Origin of the sequence: Actinosynnema sp. ALI-1.44 (assembly GCF_001984155.1) — a bacterium.
In the GTDB taxonomy this organism is placed as follows: domain Bacteria; phylum Actinomycetota; class Actinomycetes; order Mycobacteriales; family Pseudonocardiaceae; genus Kibdelosporangium.
Genome location: NZ_MTQO01000044.1, coordinates 320,368 through 338,158 on the forward strand (window position 1 = coordinate 320,368; position 17,791 = coordinate 338,158).

Consider the following 17,791-nt stretch of genomic DNA (forward strand, 5'->3'; position numbering starts at 1 on the left):
AGCATGCCGGAGCACCCCATCAGGCTGGCCGTGATCATCGGCAGCGTTCCGGGCAGCAGCACCGGCCCGGTCATCGCCAGGTGGTTCGTCGGCGAGGCGCGGCAGCGCGACGACATCCGCATCGACGTCGTCGACCTGACCACCGGGCCGCCGCTGAGCATGGCAAGACCGACCTGGCCGCCGAAGATGTCCGCACTGGAGACGATCTCGCCGAGTCTGGCCGCCGCCGACGCGTTCGTCATCGTGACGCCGGAGTACAACCGCAGCTTCCCCGCTGTGCTGAAGAACGCGATCGACTGGCACTTCACCGAATGGCACGCCAAACCGGTCGGGTTCGTGTCCTACGGCGGCCGCTCGGGAGGGCTGCGCGCGGTCGAGCAGCTCCGGATGGTGTTCGGCGAACTGCACGCCGTGCCGATCAGGGATGTCGTGAGCTTCCACGGCAGGTGTTTCGACGAGCACGGCAGGCCGCACGACCGCGAAGGGTGTGACGCGGCCGCGAAGGGCATGCTCGACCAACTCTCCTGGTGGGCACGGGCGCTACGCGACGCGCGGGCCGCACGTCCCTACCAGACCTGAGGAGAGCCCGTGGACCTCATATTCGGCGCGAACATCGATCCGGCCCACGCCGACCCTGCCGGGACATCGCGGCTGGCGTCGCGGATCGACCAGGCGGGTCTCGACCTGATCACCATTCAGGACCACCCGTACCGCCCGGCGTACCACGACACGTGGACGCTGCTGACGTACCTCGCGGCCAGGACTCAGCGCGTCGCTTTCGTGCCCACGGTGGCGAATCTGCCGTTGCGGCCGCCCGCGATGCTCGCGAAGGCAGCCGCCAGCCTGGACTCGCTCACGGGTGGCCGGTTGCGTCTTGGGCTGGGGGCAGGCGCGTTCTGGGACGACATCGTGTCGATGGGCGGGCCGCGCCGGTCACCCGGCGAGGCCGTGGACGCGCTGAGCGACGCCATCGACCTGATCCGTTCACTGTGGACATCTCCTGCGTTCGGCCCGACACCCAGTCGCGACTTGGAGATCTGGCTCGGCGCCAACGGCCCGCGCATGCTCGACCTGGTCGGCACCAAGGCGGACGGCTGGCAGCCGTCCCTGCTGCACATGGGCCTGGACCGGTTGCCGGCGGCGTCCGCCCGGATCGACGCGGCGGCGACACTCGCGGGCCGCTCACCCGGCTCGATCCGCAAGGTCTACAACCTCGCCGGAACCATCGGTTCCCCCTCGGCACAGCCGTTCCACGGCTCGGTGCGGCAATGGGTGGACCAGATCGTCGAGCTGGTCGGCAAGTGCGGCATGAACGGCTTCGTGTTCTGGCCGCAGGAGGACCACCACAGGCAGATCGACGTGTTCGCCGCGGAGGTCGTCCCGGCCGTCACCGCCTCGATCAAGGAGGATTGAGATGCCACGCACCCAGGTCCTGGTGGCGGGAGGCGGCCTGACCGGCCTGTCCGCCGCGGTGTTGCTCGCCTGGCACGGTGTGCGATGCGTTGTCGTGGAACGCCGCGCCGAGCTCCTTGCCCGTCCGACACCGCGCACGGTGAACCCACGCACAATGGAGGTGCTACGCCAGGTCGGGCTCGAACACGTTGCCGTCCGACGCAGTGACTCAGCGGCGGAAACCTCGGCGGTGAGCCCGTGCGCGGCCGTTTCGATCGTCCAGGACCGCTTCGAAGGCATGTTGCGTGAACGCGCCGAAGCGCTCGGCGCCACAGTGTCCTTCGGCACGGAACTGAAGTCCTTCAACGCCTCCGCGGACAGTGTCACAGCCACCGTCGCCGAGGACGAGGGCGAGTACACAATCGAGGCGGACTATCTCATCGCCGCGGACGGTGCCGACAGCAACACCCGCCGCGAGCTCGGTCTGGCTGCTGACGACCACAGGTGCCGCTTCGGGAGGGTGTTCCTGGCCGGGAAGTCGGCCAGCACCATGCCGCACGACAGCGGCGACATCTTCCTGCAGGACGCCCACAACTTGGCGTGGAAGCTGGCGGCGGTGGTCAAAGGCATGGCGGGCCCTGCGCTGTTGGACACGTACCAGACCGAACGCCACCCGGACACCGTGCCGCCCCCGGCGCCGGTGGATGCCATGACGCTGGGTTTCAGGTACTGCTCGGAGGCCGTGATCGACCCCGGTGGCAACGTCGCGTTGCTCCCCTCCCAGCTGCGGGGGCAGCCCGGCAGCCGGGCACCGCACGTGCCCGTCGCCTTCTTCAATCGCCCGATCTCCACACTGGACCTCTACGGCCGGGATTTCGTCGCACTCGTCGGCTCAGCCGGGGCATGGCAGCACGCGGGCGAGGGCCTGCCGGTGCGGACGTACCGCATCGGCACGCACCTGCGCAGCGACGCCGACCTGGACGCCGCCCACGGCATCACCCCGGACGGGATCGTGCTGATCCGCCCGGACGGTTTCGTCGCGTGGCGCAGCCCAGGCCCCGTCACGGACGCGACGGAAGCCATGGCCAAAGCGCTGCGCACGATCCTGGCCCGCTGATGCTCACTCGACCGTTCGGTCGGCGCGTGTGGCGACCTCGGTGAAGTACTGGCGCAGCAGCGGCTCGTCCTCGAGTTGCACGCGCACCCCTGGGTTGTAGGTGTACGTGAGCTCCAGCTTGTCGGGAAGCCTGGCGAACAGCGGCTCGGTCGGCGACTTGATCGTGCCGATCCGGATGGAGCCCTTGACTGTCTTGCCCTTGAAGAAATCCAGGCGCACACCCAGCCAACGCACCGGGACACGGACATCGGGCAGGGAGGTCGGCGGGAGGCTGAAGACTTCGAAGATCCCGCGGTCGTAGCGGAACAACACCTTGCCGAACTCCAGCTCCAACGGCTCCACGGCGGCAGGATACCGTGGCCCACGGCAGGTAACGATCAGGGTCGCGTCGACGATCTTGTGACTGCCCCGTCTTCCGGGTGCTGACTCCTGACGAAAGCGTGGATTTCGAAGATGCGACTCCGGTTGTCCCTGTCTCTTGGCGCGCTGGCCTTGGTCGCGGCCTGCGGTACCGAACAACCACCGGTGGTTCCGCCGCCGGTCCCGGCTCCACCGACCAGCGTGCCCCCTTCGGTAACACAAGAAGCGAAGGTGCAACAGCAGCCGTCGGCGACGCCAACACCGCCGTCGAAGCAGGCCGCACCCAAAACGCAGACGAGCAAGAAACCCGCGAAGCCGAAGGAGCCGGACCCGGCGATCGCCGCGCGGGAGCGGATCAGGCGGGAAGCGATCGAGACCCCTCTGCCCATCCCGCCTGAGGCGACCCAACCGCACTACGCGACACCGGGCTGAGCCGAGCACCGCTCCTACCGTTCATCGGGAACAGTGGTAGTGACGAGCACGCGGTTGTCGGTAGCTTAGCTGGTCATTCGGCAAGTGCCACCATGTCGAGCAGTGCCTCGGCGACGCGCCTTGCCTCAGTTGGGAGCAAGTGAAGCTTCGTACGATCGCCTGGCAGTTGGTCCACGATCACGCGTGGTCCGATCTCCCGAACGTGCTGGTCGAGGTAGATCACCAGCTCGGTTGGCCGGTAGTCCGAAGCCTTGTGCGGCGATTGCCCATGGACACTCATGTCCTCGCTTGACAACTGGACCTCACGCACCTCGTCCGACACGTGCCGCCGGTCGCCGCTGTCGAGGTTGTCCTCATGGAACTTGTCGCACCATGCCGGGCAAGGCTCGTGCAGCCAGAACGGCCGTGCGCGGTCCCCGTCTGCAGCAGGCGTGCTGCTCATGAGTCGTGTCCTGTCAGTTCTCCAGGCATTACCAGGGTGCACCCACGCAACTGTCTGACCAGGCTGAATGCCTGTACCCACCTAATCCGCAGGTCGTCAAACGCGAAGGCGTCGGTGCCCACAAGAATGGGTCCTTCCTGGCCTGGCGCGTAGAGCTTGCCGCGTACACCGACAACGGGACACTCGAGGACCCGCACCACCGCCGCACCACGTCGTAGTCTCGGGCACAGCCGCATGGACACTCCCGCGCAGCGCAGACATATCGGCGGCTCGACGTTCGCCATCGCATCCGGCCAGCCTGGCCAGTCCTCCCGAAAGTCCGGCAAGAGCCACAGAATCCCGTCCGGCGTTCGGTCGGCAGCGTCGCCGCAAACCTGACACAGCAGTCGCCGCATCGCCCGACGCTGCCGCAGCGAGTGGACCTCACCGAAAACCGGCTTCCCCGCACCTGGACACGAGGCAGAACGAACCCACAGGACGCCGTACGCGTCACGGTCAACGATCGATTCGTCCAGGTAACCAACGCCGCCGCCGGGCCGCAAGATGACCTCGCCGGACACGTTCTGTTCGGCTGACCACGCCGTGACATAGGGAACCGCCAGACCCCCCGAACGGGGTATCTCGGCCCGTTGACCTGCGGCGCTGTCTACATGCAAGCTCATAGGCGTATCGTCGTCAGCACAAACAGCCCGCTGAACAGGGACGGAGACAGCAGGTGTCAGCAAAGGTGTCAGCATCCGTCAGCAACATGAGTGACGGTGAACGGCTCCGTGCCGGACGCAACTACGCGGGCTACTCGCTGCGCGAACTGGCGAAGGCGACCAGCTATTCCGCTGGCTACCTCGGTCAGGTCGAAACGGGTGTAAGACCCGCAACGCCGGACGTGATTGCGGCCTACGAGCAAGTTCTGGGAGCAGGCATGCGACGACGCGACATCACCCATCCCCGACTGCGCAAGATCCAAGACGACAAACACCTTGAGCAGATCCGCGAAGCAGTCGAAGCAGGAAACCCCGGTATCTTCATCGAGGGTCCGACGTCCAGCACGATCGACGCGGCGGTCTGCCCGTTGCTGGGGCCCAACGGGATCGAGAACTTCCGCCGCTGGGCCAAGGAAGGCGAGACGAGCACACTGCGCGCGAACGCGGTGTCCATTGTCGGGTTCCTGCCGGGCCGGGCAAACGCCGAACTGGTTGCCGAAGTGCTCAGCAGCGACGCGAAGGTGCGGCGTCTGTGCGTTGCCTCCGAGGTGTCCAGGCTCATGCAGTGGGAGTGGTCGATCGCGCTCGCCGTGGCCGACGACCCGTCCACCGCACCGGACCCCGTCGCACTCGCCGCGAAACTCGCGAAAACCGCCGTGGATCCCCAGGACAGCGAAGGCCGCTGGTGCGCGGGGTGGCTCCTGCAGCGGCTCGCGCCGGTCCTCGGAGAATAAGACCAGCACCGCCCCACTGTCGGATCCGGACAGTGGGGCGGTGATTTGTCAGTGGCTCAGCTGTGCCAGCCCGTCACGCCACGCCGTCAGCGTGCCGCTTGCCCGTGTCGGGGACAACGAGACCACGCTGCTGCGCCTACCGCGGACAGCGGGGTGTTTCTTTGCCAGCATGGACAATCCCTTCCCTGGTCCGGCCTCCACGACCGTGTAGTCTCCCGCGCCGAACAGTGTGTCCAGGGCAGGCCAGTACAGCACTGGCGCGTCGAGCTGCCGTGCCCAGAACTCCGGGGTGACGGCTTGCGACGGAGTCACCGGGTGGCCTGTTCTGGTTGAGATGATCGGGATCCGCGGCGGACGCAGGGTCACACCGGCGAACCCCGCCTCGAACTTCTCCCCTGCCGCCACCACCGCCGGGCAGTGGAAGGGTTGCCGGGAGCCCACTCGCATCGAGCCGATCCCGTTGGCTGACAGCACCTCCCGGACCTGGACCAGCTCTGCTTCCGGACCTGACACCACGGTCAGGTTAGGCGCGTTGATCGCCGCGATGCCCGTACCACCGGAGTGGTCCAGGTAGCGCTCCACGTCCGACGCCGCCGCCGACACCGCCAGCAGGCCGCCGCGCGGGGCGGTGGCCATCGCCTCGTAACGGGCCAGGATGACCTGGGCCGCACCGGACGGGTCGAACACTCCCGCCAGTGCGGCCGCGGCCAGTTCTCCCACGCTGTGCCCGATCAGCACCGACGGGGTGATCCCGCGCTCCATCAGCGTCCGGCCGAGCGCGTATCCCAGAGCGAAGAGCAACGGCTGTGCCCGTGACGCGTCGTCGAGCGGCACGCGCGGCTGTTCGCTCAACCAGTCGGCCCGCAGTTCCGTCCCCACCGTGCCCATCGACTCGAAGAACGAGTCCATGGCCGCGGTGAAGACCGGTTCGGCGCCGTGCAGTTCCACGGCCATGCCCGGGTACTGCGCACCCTGCCCCGGCAGCACCAGGGCGATCGGGCTGGTCATGGTCAGGGCTGCCAGCGGTAGAACGACTTCGCGATCGCGTCGGTCGGCTGCTTCCACGTCTTCGGGTCGTACGGGTCGATCATCGCGATCAGCTTCTGGCTGATGTCCACGAACAGCGGGTGGTCCATCGCGTTGCGGATCGCCTCGCTCGAGTCGTGGTCGTCGTCGAACTGCTGCAGGTGGAAGTACAGGTCGTTGTAGTTGAACAGCTCACGCCGCCGCGTGCCCATCAGGTGGGGCATCTCGGAGTCGTCGAAGTTCGCGAAGTGACCGGCGATCAGGTCCTTCTCGGCGGGCTTCATCCGCCCGACGATCAGTGTGGTGTACATGGTTTCCCTTTCTGTTTCACGGCTTGCGGGCGACGCCCGCGTACAGGAAGACGTGTTCGGAACCGTCCGGCAGCGCACCGTCCGGCCGCCACTTCGGCATGTGCACGAGACCCGGCTCGACGATGTCCAGCCCGTCGAAGAACCGGGCGATCTCGGCGCCGGTCCGCATCGCGACCGGCTCGCCCGCACCGCTGGAGATCCGCTCGAGCTCACCGGCCGTCTCCGGCGTGAAGTCGGCGGTGAACTGGGAGAACAGCAGCATGCTGCCGGACGGCACCGCCGCGAGGTACTTCGCCACGATCCCGTACGGGTCGTCGGCGTCGTGGAACAGGTGCATCAGGCCGATCAGCATCACCGCGACCGGCTTGTCCAGGTCGATGACCGCGCGCAGCTCCGGGTTGGCCAGGGTGGACGCCGGGTCGCGCACGTCGCCGTGCACCACCGCGGTCGAGTCCGACCCACCGGACAGCAGCGTGCGGGCGTGCTCGAGCAGGATCGGGTCGGTGTCCACATAGGCCACCTTCGCGTCCGGGCGCACCTGCCTGGCCACCTCGTGCGTGCTCGGCGACGTCGGCAGACCCGCGCCGAGGTCGAGGAACTGCCCGACGCCCTGCTGCGCGGCGTACCGCACGGCCCGGCCGAGGAACGCCCGGTTGGCCCTGACCACGCCGCGAATCCACGGCATGGCGGCGATCAGGTCGTCGCCGACCTTGCGGTCGGCCGCGAAGTTGTCCGTCCCGCCGAGCATGTAGTCGTACACCCTGGCGGAATGCGGGACCTCGGTATTCAGCCCGACGCTTTTCCCGTCGGCCGTTGTCGTTGGATTCCCGGTCATGTCACCGTTTCTAACCGAGGGGATTCCGCCGTGTCGACAGCACGGCACGGCAATCCGAGGACATTTGTAGTGTTGACGATTCCCTTGCACAGAACTGGAGGTTTCCTGCAACGGCGGGTGTTGAACATTTGTCCCTGCCGCGCCGAAGCTGCTGACACGGGCTGATCGCCAAAGGGAGGGCACCGATGCGGCAGGATGCAGGCCAGGCGCTGATGCGACTGGTGTGGGGCTACACGAGCACCGGACTGGTCGTCGCCGCGCTGCGGCTCGACCTGCCCGACCGGCTCGCCGACCGCACACGCTCCACAGCGGACCTCGCGGACGAACTCGGCGTGCACGAGCCGTCCTTGCGGCGCCTGCTGCGGGCGCTGACCGCGATCGGCCTCACGTCCGAACCTCACGCCGGGCACTACGCGCTGACCTCGGTGGGCACGTTGCTGCGCAAGGACGTGCCGGATTCACTGCACGCTGTCGTGCGGGTGAGCACCGACGAGACGATCCTGCGCGGGTGGCGCGATCTGGACTGGAGCGTCCGGACCGGACAGATCGCGTTCAACCGGGTCTACGGAACGGATTTCTTCACCCACATCGCCGAGGACGCCGAATTGTCCGCGTTGTTCAACGCGTCGATGGGCGAGGGTACGACCGAAACCGCCGAGGCGATCGCGAAACACTACGACTTCTCCCGGTTCGGCACCGTGATGGACGTCGGCGGCGGCAACGGAACGCTGATCGCCGCGATCCTCACCGCCGAGCCGCGGCTGCGCGGGATCGTGTTCGACAGCGAGGAGGGCGTCGAGCAGGCAGCAGGCGTCCTGGCCGACGCCGGTGTCGCCGACCGCTGCGAGGTCACGGCAGGCGACTTCTTCCGCGAGGTGCCCAAAGGCGCGGACCTGTTGCTGCTCAAGAACATCCTGCACGACTGGGACGACACGCAGGCGGCGGCGATCCTCACCAACTGCCGTGCGGCGATCCCCGCCGACGGCAGGCTGGTCCTCGTCGAGTCCGTGCTGCCCGCGACGCCGGAGCCGGGCGGGCCACCGGACGACTACCTGATGGACATCAACATGCTGGTCAACTTCGGCGGGCGGGAACGCACCGAGGGCGAGTTCCACGCCTTGCTCACTGCGGCTGGGTTCCAACCGCGGCACGCGGTGCGGGTGGGCGAATTAGACGACCACCTCATCGAAGCCGTCCCAGTCACCAGAAGCTAGGAGATCACCATGGCCACACCGTCGCCGGACTCTGTACACGCGAACCTGATGGACTGTGTGCAGACCAACCTCGCGGTGCTCGCCGACCACCACTACGGCCCCGACGCGCACCTGAACCTGGGCGCGCAGTTGACCTTTCACTGGCGGCACCGCTCGAACGAGCTGCCGACCGTCGAACCGAGCCTCGCCAAGCAGATCGCGGCGGCCGAGGACCTGCTCGGCCTGGTCGCGCGCGACCGGGCGACCGTCGCGGGGCCCGAACTGTTCGATTGGACCGCCGGACGTGACCTCGTGTACGTCGTCGCCGACGCCTACGAACTGCCCTGGGTGCCGTACTTCGGCAACCAGCACATGGAACACAGCTTCCTGCTCGCGCCTGACTGCACGGTCATCGACGCCTACGCCAACGAAACCCAGTGGGGAACGGCCGCGCCCGGCACGTGGAAGCTCTGCGACCAACAGCTGTGCCTGCCGCAGGCCGAGGTGTTCCACTTCGAACCCACCACACTGGGCCTGCCCCGGCTGACGCCGTCGCTGGACGACGGCAACGTCGACGGCTACATCGCGGCGTACGAACGTGACCCGAACCGGTCACGAACAGTCGAGCGACTCACGCTGGAAACCTGGTTGCTGACGCGGTCACGCAAACTGCACGCCGCGTTCCAGCAGGTGCACGGCCGACCAGCCGACGACATGGCAGAGCACCTGCGAGGCTGGGATTCGTTGTCCGAGCAGGCTTACCTGGCGTATCGACGCGTGCTGCGCGGCCGGGACGAGCCGCCGTGGCTGGTGGGCAGGCTGGCTGAGCTGCTGGCCGCCGATCGTGCCGTGTTCGCTGTGCCCACACGAGCCGCCAACGCCTACAGCGGCCCGTTGACTGGCGACGCGCTGCGCCGGGCGGTTGCCGCGATCGCGAGCGCGGTGCTGGGGGTCACCGAGGCGAGGCTGCTCGGCGGCCTCGAGTTCACGACGTTGCCCCGGTTCAGCTCGTTCCGACTGGTGGAGATCATCGAACGGCTGGAGGACGACCTCGGCGTCGAACTGGACCCGGCCGACCTGGTCCCCGAGAACCTGCACCGGGTCGACGACCTGTGCCGCATCGCCCGACAACCCGGAGTCCGCGCATGAGCCTGGTACACCACATCGCCGACGAGGCCGCGCGGCGCTGGCCGGACCGGCCCGCGATCACCGGTGGCGACACCACCCTGACCCATCACGAGCTCGCGACGGCCAGCCGCCGGACAGCGAGGTGGCTGTTGGACAACGGTGTGCGGCGCGGTGACCGGATTGTCCTGGTGAGCCCGTCGTCGGTTCTGCACCCGGTGCTGATCTACGCGGCGTCCCGGATCGGCGCGATTATCTCGGTTCTGCACGAGCAGACCACCGAATGGTCGCTCACGCACGTGCTGGACGACTGCGAACCGGTCCTGCTGATCTCCGACGACTTCGCCGCGACAGCGCGGGCCAGGGCAATCAAGGCGGTCCGTACGGACGAGGTGTCGCAGGCAACCGGCGACACCGGTCCGGACCCCTTGGCGGTGGACGCGTTGTTCCTGCTCTACACCTCGGGAACCACGTCGGCGCCGAAAGCCGTGGTGAGTACGCACCAGCCGGTCGTGTTCGCGGTGAACGCCATCCAGTCCGTGCTCCGGTACAGGGAAACGGACGTCATCTACTGTCCGCTTCCGCTGTCCTTCGACTACGGCATGTACCAGCTGTTCCTCGGCGCGGTGTCCGGGGCCAGGGTCTGGTTGGGGCGCCCGGCCGAGGTCGGGCCGTCGCTGGTCGGCAAACTGGTCGCTTCGGGAGCCACGGTCCTGCCCGCGGTCCCCGCTGTGGCAGAGGCGCTCGCGCGGCTGCTGCCCAGGCATCGAGGGCGGAAACCCGCGCTTCGGCTGCTGACCAACACGGGTGCCGCGATGCCAGGAAATGTCCTTTCGGAGTTGCGGGCCGCCCTTCCGGGCCTGTCGGTCCAGTTGATGTTCGGCCTGACCGAGTGCAAGCGTGCCACGATCGCGCCGCCGGACGCCGACCTGGACAACCCCGGGACCTGCGGTGTGGCGCTGCCGGGCACCGAGGTGTTCACAGTGGACGAATCAGGCGTCCGGCTCGGCGCCGGTGAGATCGGCGAGATCACGGTCCGCGGGCCGAACGTGATGTCCGGGTACTGGCGGCAGCCGGAGATGACCGCGCGACGGTTCGTCCGCCGCGACGGCCTGTTCCCGGAGTTGCGGACCGGCGACCACGGCTGGCTCGACGAGGCCGGGCACCTGCATTTCGTCGGCAGGCTCGACGACATCTACAAGGAACGCGGCCTGCGGGTCAGCGCGACCGAAGTCGAGGCCGCGGCCCGGCGCGTCGCCGGGGTGGAGTCCGCGGTGGTCCTGCCGCCGAACGACGGCCGCCCGGCGGTCCTGGTGGTCGTGACCGATCACGCGCCGCAGCACGTCCTGGCCGGGATGCGCCAGGAGATCGAGGAGTTCAAGATCCCCGGCCGTTGCCTGGTCGCCGACCGGCTGCCGTTGACCGGCAACGGGAAGGTCGATCGCAAGGCAGTGGCCGCGATGCTCGTGGAGGCCGACGGTGGATGACAGGCTGCCGGAGACCCCGGCGTACGTGTACGACCTCGCGGAGATCCGGGCCAACCAGGAGGCGTTGGTCCGGGCCCTGCCCGACCGGTCCATCCTGTACTACTCGCTGAAGGCCAACCCGCATCCGGATGTGCTCGGCACGATCCGCCAGGGCGGCGCTCGCGCCGAGGTGTGTTCACGCGGGGAACTCGACGCGGCGCTCGCGACCGGCTGGTCCGCGGACGAGATTCTCTACACCGGGCCCGGCAAACGGGACGAGGATCTCGCGTATGCCATCAAGTCGGGCCTGGACAAGTTCTCCGTGGACTCGGTGACCGGTTTGGACCAGCTCGACCGGATCGCCTCGGCGCACGGCGTCCAGGCGCGGTGCCTGCTGCGGGTCAACGACGACCAGCCGGTCGCGGGGCAGGGTCTGGCGATGACCGGTGTCGCGTCCCAGTTCGGTGCCGACACCTCGTGGGTGCTCGCCGAGCCGGAGAAGTTCACGTCACGGCCGAACGCGATCGTGTCGGGCCTGCACCTGTACATGGGCACCAACATGACCACAGTGGACGATCTGGTCGCGCAGTTCCGGCGGTCGCTGGACACCGGGATCGAGCTGACCGAGGTGCTCCGGCAGCACGGTGCCGACATGCACATGCTGGATCTCGGCGGCGGGTTCGGCGCGCCGTTCGCCCGCGCGGGCAGCGCGGTCGCCCTCACCGGGCTCAAGGACGAACTCGACCGGATGCTCGACGGCCACGACCTGGTGATCGCGTTCGAGTCCGGTCGTTATCTGGTCGGTACCGCGGGCACGCTGTACACGACCGTGCTCGACGTCAAGCGGTCGCACGGCAAGCGGGTCGTGGTGCTGGATTCGGGGATCAACCACCTCGGCGGGATGTCCGGCCTGCGCCGCCTGCCGCCGCTGGTCCCGGACGTCACCTCCCCCGGCGATCTCAGCGGCGCGATGCTGGCCGGTCCACTGTGCACGCCGCTGGACCTGTGGGCGCGGTCGGCGCGGATTCCCGATGTCCGGCCGGGTGACGTGCTCGCGATTCCGAACGTCGGGGCGTACGGCCTGTACGCGAGCCTGGTCGCGTTCCTCGGCCACCCGCTGCCGGTCGAAGTGGTCGTCGACGGCGACGCCCCGCCCAGGATCTCCCGGCTGGCTCTCACTAGGAATTCAACGGAGACATGACATGGACGCGCGTTTCACCGAACTGCTCGGCAAGTTCCTGAAGTTCGCCGACGGCAAACCGATCACCGAGGACTCGGACCTGCGGGCGCTGGGTCTCGACTCGATGCAGTCCATCGAGTTGCTGTTCGCCATCGAGGACACCTACGGCGTCTCGTTGCCGGACGACGAGATGGGTGACGCCACGTTCGCCACCGCGGGCAGCCTGTGGCGGGCGATCGCGACAGCGGGAGCGGCCGCATGAACGAGCTCGTCGACCAGGTCGTCCAGGTCGCCGAACGGCACGTGGCCCGCGCCGACCGGGACGCGGTGTTCCCCGTCGAGGCGCTGGCGGAGTTGCGGCGCACCCGGCTGCTCGGCCTGCTGGTCCCGGCCGAGTACGGCGGTCTCGGCGGGACCCTGGCCGATGTCGTCGACGTGGGCATCAAGCTCGGCCGGACCGACATGTCGCTGTCGATGATCTTCGTGATGCACTGCCAGCAGGTCGCCGCGGTCGTCCGGCACGCGCACGAGCCGTTCCGCGCGGACCTGCTGAAACGCATCGGCCAGGGGCAGGTCTACCTGGCGTCGGTGACCACCGAGGCGGGCAAGGGCGGTCACCTGCGCAGCGCGGAGTCCGCGCTCAGCGGGGACACGGCACTGGCCGTCGACCGGTTCGCGCCGATCGTGACCGGCGGCGCGCACGCGGACGGCTTCCTGATCACCATGCGCAGTCCGGACGCCGACTCCCCCAACCAGGTCTCGTTGGTCTACGCCGACCGCGACCAGTTGGAGGTGACCGCCTCCGGCGACTGGCAGCCGATGGGCATGCGTGCCAGCCACAGCGTGCCGATGAAGCTGGTCGGCAGCGTGCCCGGGGAGCAGGTGATCGGCGAGCACGGGGCGTTCGGGGACATCGCCACCACCATCTTCGCACCGCTGGCACATCTGGGTTGGTCCGCCGCGTGGCTCGGAACGGCCGCGGGCGCGTTGTCGCGTGTGCTGCGGATGATCCGCGGCAAGGAGGGCCGCGACCGGTTCGACATCAAGTCCGAACTGCTGCTGACCAGGCTTTCCACCGCACGGCAACGACTTGACGGCGTGCACGCCCTGCTGCGGCGGGCCGAGCACGTCGTGGCGACCGCGCCGGACCTGTCCCAGCCGGTCAACCAACTGCTGCTGAACGCGTTGAAGATCACCGCGGCCGAACAGTGCCACGCGGCGGTGAACGACCTGGTGGACGCGGTCGGGCTGCGGCACGGCTACCTCAAGGACTCGCCGACCCGGCTTGAGCTGGCCCTGCGTGACCTGCGGTCGGCCGCGTTGAACTACAGCAACGACCGGTTGCACCTCGCGGACGGCCGGCTCGCGCTGCTCGACCCGGAGGTCCGCTTTGTCTGATCTGCTGGTCGCGCCCTCGCTGACCGGCGTGCTGAACGGCCTGGCCGCCAGTGCGTCGGGCCGCGACGTGTGGCGCGCACTCGGCCGGGCCCGGCTGATCGAACAGGTCGGCACGGACCCGGACCGGCTGGGACGTCTGCTCGCCGCGGTGGACCGGCGTTTCCCGGTCGGCACGACACTGTCGGTGTGCGTGCAGGTGGCGACCGTGCTGCCGATCCTGGCGGACGGCCCCGCCGAGATCCTGCACCGGGTGCGAGCCGGGATCGACACGATCGCCCTGGCCGCGACGGACATCGGGTCGGGTTCGGACCTGACCGCGCTGCGCACCGAGGTCCGGCTCGGCGACGACGGGATCGACCTCACCGGCGACAAACGCTGGATCACCAACGCGACCACGGCCGACGCGTTCCTGGTGCTGGCCAGGCACAAGGCGGGACGGCACTTCTCCAGCTTCACGTGGGTGCTGGTGCCCGCGTCCGCGCCGGGGGTGACCGTGACACCGGCGGACACACCCCTGTTCGAGGGTTCCGGGGTCGGGCACATCAGCTTCGACCACGTGTGTTCCGGGCAGGTCATCGGACGTCCTGGCCGTGGCCTGGCCACGTTCGCGCGGCACATCGGCACCGAGCGCCTCGCCGGTGGGCTGTGGTCGGTGGCGTTGTGCCGCCGTGTCCTGGCCGACACGCTTGAGCGCTTGTCCACACGGTCCTACGGCGAGAACACCCTGTGGCATCTGGACAGCGTCCGGCAGCGGTTCGCCGAGTGCCTTGTCCGGCTCCGCCAACTGGACGCGTTGACCAGGACCGTCGGCAGCCGGATCGACACCACCACAGCGGCGTTGGTGAAGGCCGCCGCCGCGAGCACTGTCGATCATGTTCTCGCCGAATGCGCGCACCTGCAAGGCGCCGACGGTTTCGCGGCTGACGGCGTGCAGCACCTGCGTGCCCAGGCCGGGCTGTTCGGGGTGGGCGGCGGCGTGACCGAGGTCGTTCTGTCCACTGTGGCCGATGACGCGCTGTCACTGCTGCGCGGGATGGACCCGGAATGTTCACCCGGACTCGGATAGTCCGGGTGGCCGCCGGGATCTGGGTCGCCACCGGCCCCCTGCCCCGGGGGATGCGTGAGTCGGCGGCGGCCTGGCGGCTGCTGCGGAGGTTGCTGCGGGTGGTCGTTCCGTCCGCCGCGGCGGACGACGTGGTGACACACCCAGGCGGCAAGCCCTATCTGCGCGGTCATCGGGAACTGGGGATCAGCGTGTCGCACGACCGGGGCGCTGTCGCGGCGTGCGTCGGTGTGGACCGGGCTGTCGGCGTCGACGTGCAGGTCCCCGACGGGTCGCTGGAACGCGCGTGGGCGTGGACCGTCCGCGAGGCACTTGTGAAGACCACCGGGGAGGGACTGGCAGGCAGGCCGTGGGACATCGACGTCCCACCGGGGCGCGGGTCGGGCACGTGGCGGTCGTGCCACTGGGTCAGCCTGCGCGGCCGGTCGTCGATCCCGGTCAGCTACGCGTACCGGAAGGAAGCCCGATGACCTGGATGACACCGTCGGCGGAGTTGAGCTGCTACACCGCGAACCTCGCGGAGTACCTCTCGTGGGAGATCACCGACATCCGGTGGCACATCGCCTCGGCGATCCGGCTCGGCGTGCGCACCGAACCCGATTCCCGCCTGGTGTTCTCCCAGCACACCCGGATGGATCGCGGCAACGGCCGGGAACTGGCCTACCGGGGCGCACAGCCATGGGACGCGGCACGCGAGGCGCTGGCACGGGAACTGGCCGACGCGGGCCAGGTGCTCGTGGTGACCGACGCCGCGCACCTGCCGTGGTCGCCGTATCCCGCCGACCAGCACGGTCCACATTGGATACTTGTACGCGCGGCGCGCACCGGGACCTGGCTGGCCGTGGACAAGTTCAGCACCATGACCATGCACGGCAGGCAGCGACCGTTCGAGGGCTGGCTCACCGATGCCCAGCTGCGGCACGCCATGACACCCATGCCTGGTTTGCCGGACGCCGTGCGGAACAGGGACGCCCACGCGCTGGGTTCACGAGTCCCGTTGCCACCCGACACGTCCTACCGCTGGTTGGTCAGGACAGCCACGTCCACGCCTGCCGCCGACGAGTGGTCCGTGGACGCCCTGCCGACGCTGCGCCGCCTGGCCGACCGGCTGGCCGCAGACGGCAGGGCCGTGGTCGACACCGTGGACGACCTGTGGGCGGCCGGTGTGCACCAGCATTTCCGGCTGACCGCGTTGTCCGAACGTGGACTGGCGCCGCTGCCGCTGGTCCAGCCCGTGCTCGTGGCGTGGACGAAACTCGCCCGCTCGTTGCGCTTCGCAGCCAAGTCGGTACAGCGCGGTACCCCCCGGCCCGATCTGGTCGTGCCCGCGTTCGACCGGCTGATCACGGCCACCGACAAGCTGTGCACCGAACTGGTCGCGGAGGTATGACCACCATGCAGGCCCCCTGTCAGACGATGTACGACTGGTTCGCCGCGTCCGTCGCCGACGGCCCGGACCGGGTCGCCCTGGAGGTCGGCTCGGAGCAGCTGACCTACCGCGAGCTTTCGGATCTGGCCGGTCACGTCGCCGGTCAGCTGATCGCGCGGACGGGCGACGTGCCACGCCGGGTCGGCCTGCTGGCGGCACGCAGTGTGCTCGCCTACGCCGGATACCTGGCCATCCAGCGGCTCGGCGCGACCGCCATCCCACTCAACCCGTCGTTCCCGCCCGCACGCAACGCCACCGTCGCCCGGATGTCCGCGATGGACGTCGTACTCACCGATCAAGCCACGCCGGACATCCCGGTCCCCGTGGTGGAGGCACGACGAGTCGACGGTCCACCGCCGACGCTCCCCGCGTCCACGGCGGAAGCGGACGACATCGCGTACATCCTGTTCACGTCCGGGTCGACAGGGGCTCCGAAAGGCGTGTGCATCGCACACCGGAACGTCACCTCGTACCTGTCGCACGTGATCCCCCGCTACGAGGCCGGTCCGGGCGCGCGGTTCTCCCAGTTCTTCGAGTTGACGTTCGACCCGTCGGTGTACGACATGTTCATCGCGTGGGGTTCCGGCGCGACGCTGGTCGTTCCCACCCGTGGCGACTTGTTGTCACCCGTGCGGTTCGTCAACCGCGGTCGCGTGACGCACTGGAACTCGGTCCCGTCGGTGATCTCGCTGGCTCATCGGATGAAGGCGCTGAAGCCGGCCAGCATGCCGGGTCTGCGGTGGAGCATGTTCTGCGGCGAACCGCTGACACTCCAGCAGGCGGCGGTGTGGCAGGCGGCCGCGTCCGGCAGCGTCGTGGAGAACATCTACGGGCCGACCGAACTGACCGTGACCTGCACCGAATACCGGCTACCGCGCGGTAGCTGGCCTGAACCGCCCAACGGCACGGTCCCGATCGGCCTTCCCTACCCGCAGTTGGAACACCTGGTTCTCGACGACGGTGAACTGTGCGTGCGCGGACCGCAACGCTTTCCCGGTTACCTCGACGAAGCGGACAACGTCGGCCGTTTCCTTAGCGAAGACAAACAAATCTACGACGGCTCGACGGAACTGACCGACGCGCACTGGTACCGGACCGGTGACCGGGTGACCTGCCTCGACGGCCAACTCGTCCACCTCGGACGGATCGACCACCAGGTGAAGATCCGCGGCTACCGGGTGGAACTGGGGGAAATAGAAGCGGCCATGCGCAGGCAGCCCGGCGTCACCGACGCGGTGGTGCTCGCACTGCCGGGACGCGACGAAACCGAACTCGTCGCCGCCTACACGGGCACAGTTCAGGACCCGGACGACCTCCTCACCGCGCTGGGCACCGGGTTGCCGCCGTACATGGTGCCGCGCACGATCACCGCTTTCGACACATTCCCGCTGAACCAGAACGGAAAGGTAGACCGTCGAGCCCTCACCGACTCGTTCATCGCTTGAAGGTGATCGAGGTCACCCCACCGAAAAACCCGGGGTGAATTTTCTGTTCTCGCTGAGCTGAAACACCCGCTGGGCCTGCGGTTTCAGCCCACTCGCCCGGCACTGCACCATATTCGGATGAAGTCGTCGCCCGGATCGGGAA

Annotated in this window: 20 protein-coding genes; 15 read left to right on the forward strand and 5 right to left on the reverse strand. The window is 68.5% G+C overall.

Annotated features, from left to right (window positions below):
• The first annotated feature begins 3 nt into the window (after positions 1–3).
• Genes ALI144C_RS20145 through ALI144C_RS20155 form a run of 3 tightly spaced genes read left to right on the forward strand, consistent with a single transcriptional unit; the run spans position 4 to position 2,509 of the window.
• Entirely contained in the window at positions 4–579 is a 576-nt protein-coding gene (locus ALI144C_RS20145; RefSeq protein WP_083753230.1) for an NADPH-dependent FMN reductase, read from the forward strand.
• Positions 580–588: 9 nt separating this feature from the next.
• Positions 589–1,413, forward strand: a complete 825-nt coding sequence (locus ALI144C_RS20150) for an LLM class flavin-dependent oxidoreductase (RefSeq protein WP_076988647.1) — start codon at positions 589–591, stop codon at positions 1,411–1,413.
• A gap of 1 nt (position 1,414) precedes the next feature.
• On the forward strand, positions 1,415–2,509 hold the full coding sequence (locus ALI144C_RS20155; protein WP_076988648.1) for an FAD-dependent monooxygenase: 1,095 nt from the start codon (positions 1,415–1,417) through the stop codon (positions 2,507–2,509).
• Positions 2,510–2,512: 3 nt separating this feature from the next.
• Here the strand turns inward: ALI144C_RS20155 and ALI144C_RS20160 are convergent, their stop codons facing one another.
• A complete protein-coding gene (locus tag ALI144C_RS20160) occupies positions 2,513–2,851 on the reverse strand; it encodes a hypothetical protein (RefSeq protein WP_076988649.1) in 339 nt (112 codons plus the stop codon).
• A gap of 111 nt (positions 2,852–2,962) precedes the next feature.
• Between ALI144C_RS20160 and ALI144C_RS55620 the strand changes: the two genes are divergently transcribed.
• Positions 2,963–3,301, forward strand: a complete 339-nt coding sequence (locus ALI144C_RS55620) for a hypothetical protein (RefSeq protein ID WP_168211301.1) — start codon at positions 2,963–2,965, stop codon at positions 3,299–3,301.
• A gap of 73 nt (positions 3,302–3,374) precedes the next feature.
• Here ALI144C_RS55620 and ALI144C_RS20170 read toward each other — a convergent pair whose 3' ends face one another.
• Entirely contained in the window at positions 3,375–3,743 is a 369-nt protein-coding gene (locus ALI144C_RS20170) for a DUF6907 domain-containing protein (protein ID WP_076988651.1), read from the reverse strand.
• A gap of 748 nt (positions 3,744–4,491) precedes the next feature.
• On the opposite strand from ALI144C_RS20170, the gene ALI144C_RS20180 reads away from it, so the two are divergent.
• The gene (locus ALI144C_RS20180; protein ID WP_076988652.1) at positions 4,492–5,178 is read left to right on the forward strand and encodes a helix-turn-helix domain-containing protein; all 687 of its coding nucleotides are present in this window, start codon (positions 4,492–4,494) and stop codon (positions 5,176–5,178) included.
• Between the two features lie 48 nt (positions 5,179–5,226).
• Here ALI144C_RS20180 and ALI144C_RS20185 read toward each other — a convergent pair whose 3' ends face one another.
• From ALI144C_RS20185 to ALI144C_RS20195, 3 genes are read right to left on the reverse strand one after another with little or no spacing between them, the layout of a single operon-like run.
• Positions 5,227–6,186, reverse strand: coding sequence for an acyltransferase domain-containing protein (locus ALI144C_RS20185; protein WP_076988653.1), 960 nt, complete (start codon positions 6,184–6,186; stop codon positions 5,227–5,229).
• A 2-nt stretch (positions 6,187–6,188) separates the two neighbouring features.
• Positions 6,189–6,515, reverse strand: coding sequence for a TcmI family type II polyketide cyclase (locus ALI144C_RS20190; RefSeq protein WP_076988654.1), 327 nt, complete (start codon positions 6,513–6,515; stop codon positions 6,189–6,191).
• Positions 6,516–6,531: 16 nt separating this feature from the next.
• The gene (locus ALI144C_RS20195; protein ID WP_076988655.1) at positions 6,532–7,350 is read right to left on the reverse strand and encodes an SAM-dependent methyltransferase; all 819 of its coding nucleotides are present in this window, start codon (positions 7,348–7,350) and stop codon (positions 6,532–6,534) included.
• 185 nt (positions 7,351–7,535) lie between these two features.
• On the opposite strand from ALI144C_RS20195, the gene ALI144C_RS20200 reads away from it, so the two are divergent.
• Genes ALI144C_RS20200 through ALI144C_RS20245 form a run of 10 tightly spaced genes read left to right on the forward strand, consistent with a single transcriptional unit; the run spans position 7,536 to position 17,649 of the window.
• Entirely contained in the window at positions 7,536–8,564 is a 1,029-nt protein-coding gene (locus ALI144C_RS20200; protein ID WP_083753212.1) for a methyltransferase, read from the forward strand.
• A 9-nt stretch (positions 8,565–8,573) separates the two neighbouring features.
• Entirely contained in the window at positions 8,574–9,692 is a 1,119-nt protein-coding gene (locus tag ALI144C_RS20205; protein ID WP_076988657.1) for an acyl carrier protein, read from the forward strand.
• Positions 9,689–11,155 carry a class I adenylate-forming enzyme family protein gene (locus ALI144C_RS20210; RefSeq protein ID WP_076988658.1) on the forward strand — a complete coding sequence of 489 codons (1,467 nt, stop codon included), beginning with the start codon at positions 9,689–9,691 and terminating at the stop codon, positions 11,153–11,155. The genes ALI144C_RS20205 and ALI144C_RS20210 overlap by 4 nt, the downstream gene beginning before the upstream one ends.
• Positions 11,148–12,335, forward strand: coding sequence for a decarboxylase (locus tag ALI144C_RS20215; protein WP_076988659.1), 1,188 nt, complete (start codon positions 11,148–11,150; stop codon positions 12,333–12,335). Before ALI144C_RS20210 ends, ALI144C_RS20215 begins: the two co-directional genes overlap by 8 nt.
• Before the next feature lies 1 nt (position 12,336).
• Positions 12,337–12,576 (forward strand): acyl carrier protein, encoded by a 240-nt coding sequence (locus tag ALI144C_RS20220; protein ID WP_076988660.1) that lies wholly within the window; start codon positions 12,337–12,339, stop codon positions 12,574–12,576.
• Positions 12,573–13,712, forward strand: a complete 1,140-nt coding sequence (locus tag ALI144C_RS20225; RefSeq protein ID WP_076988752.1) for an acyl-CoA dehydrogenase family protein — start codon at positions 12,573–12,575, stop codon at positions 13,710–13,712. The genes ALI144C_RS20220 and ALI144C_RS20225 overlap by 4 nt, the downstream gene beginning before the upstream one ends.
• Complete coding sequence (locus ALI144C_RS20230) at positions 13,705–14,778, forward strand: acyl-CoA dehydrogenase (RefSeq protein WP_237774230.1); 1,074 nt, start codon at positions 13,705–13,707, stop codon at positions 14,776–14,778. Before ALI144C_RS20225 ends, ALI144C_RS20230 begins: the two co-directional genes overlap by 8 nt.
• Complete coding sequence (locus ALI144C_RS20235) at positions 14,757–15,245, forward strand: 4'-phosphopantetheinyl transferase family protein (protein WP_076988661.1); 489 nt, start codon at positions 14,757–14,759, stop codon at positions 15,243–15,245. The genes ALI144C_RS20230 and ALI144C_RS20235 overlap by 22 nt, the downstream gene beginning before the upstream one ends.
• Entirely contained in the window at positions 15,242–16,165 is a 924-nt protein-coding gene (locus ALI144C_RS20240; protein WP_083753213.1) for a hypothetical protein, read from the forward strand. The genes ALI144C_RS20235 and ALI144C_RS20240 overlap by 4 nt, the downstream gene beginning before the upstream one ends.
• Positions 16,162–17,649: an amino acid adenylation domain-containing protein gene (locus ALI144C_RS20245; RefSeq protein ID WP_076988662.1), complete on the forward strand. Its 1,488-nt coding sequence runs from the start codon at positions 16,162–16,164 to the stop codon at positions 17,647–17,649. The genes ALI144C_RS20240 and ALI144C_RS20245 overlap by 4 nt, the downstream gene beginning before the upstream one ends.
• The last annotated feature ends 142 nt before the right edge of the window (positions 17,650–17,791 follow it).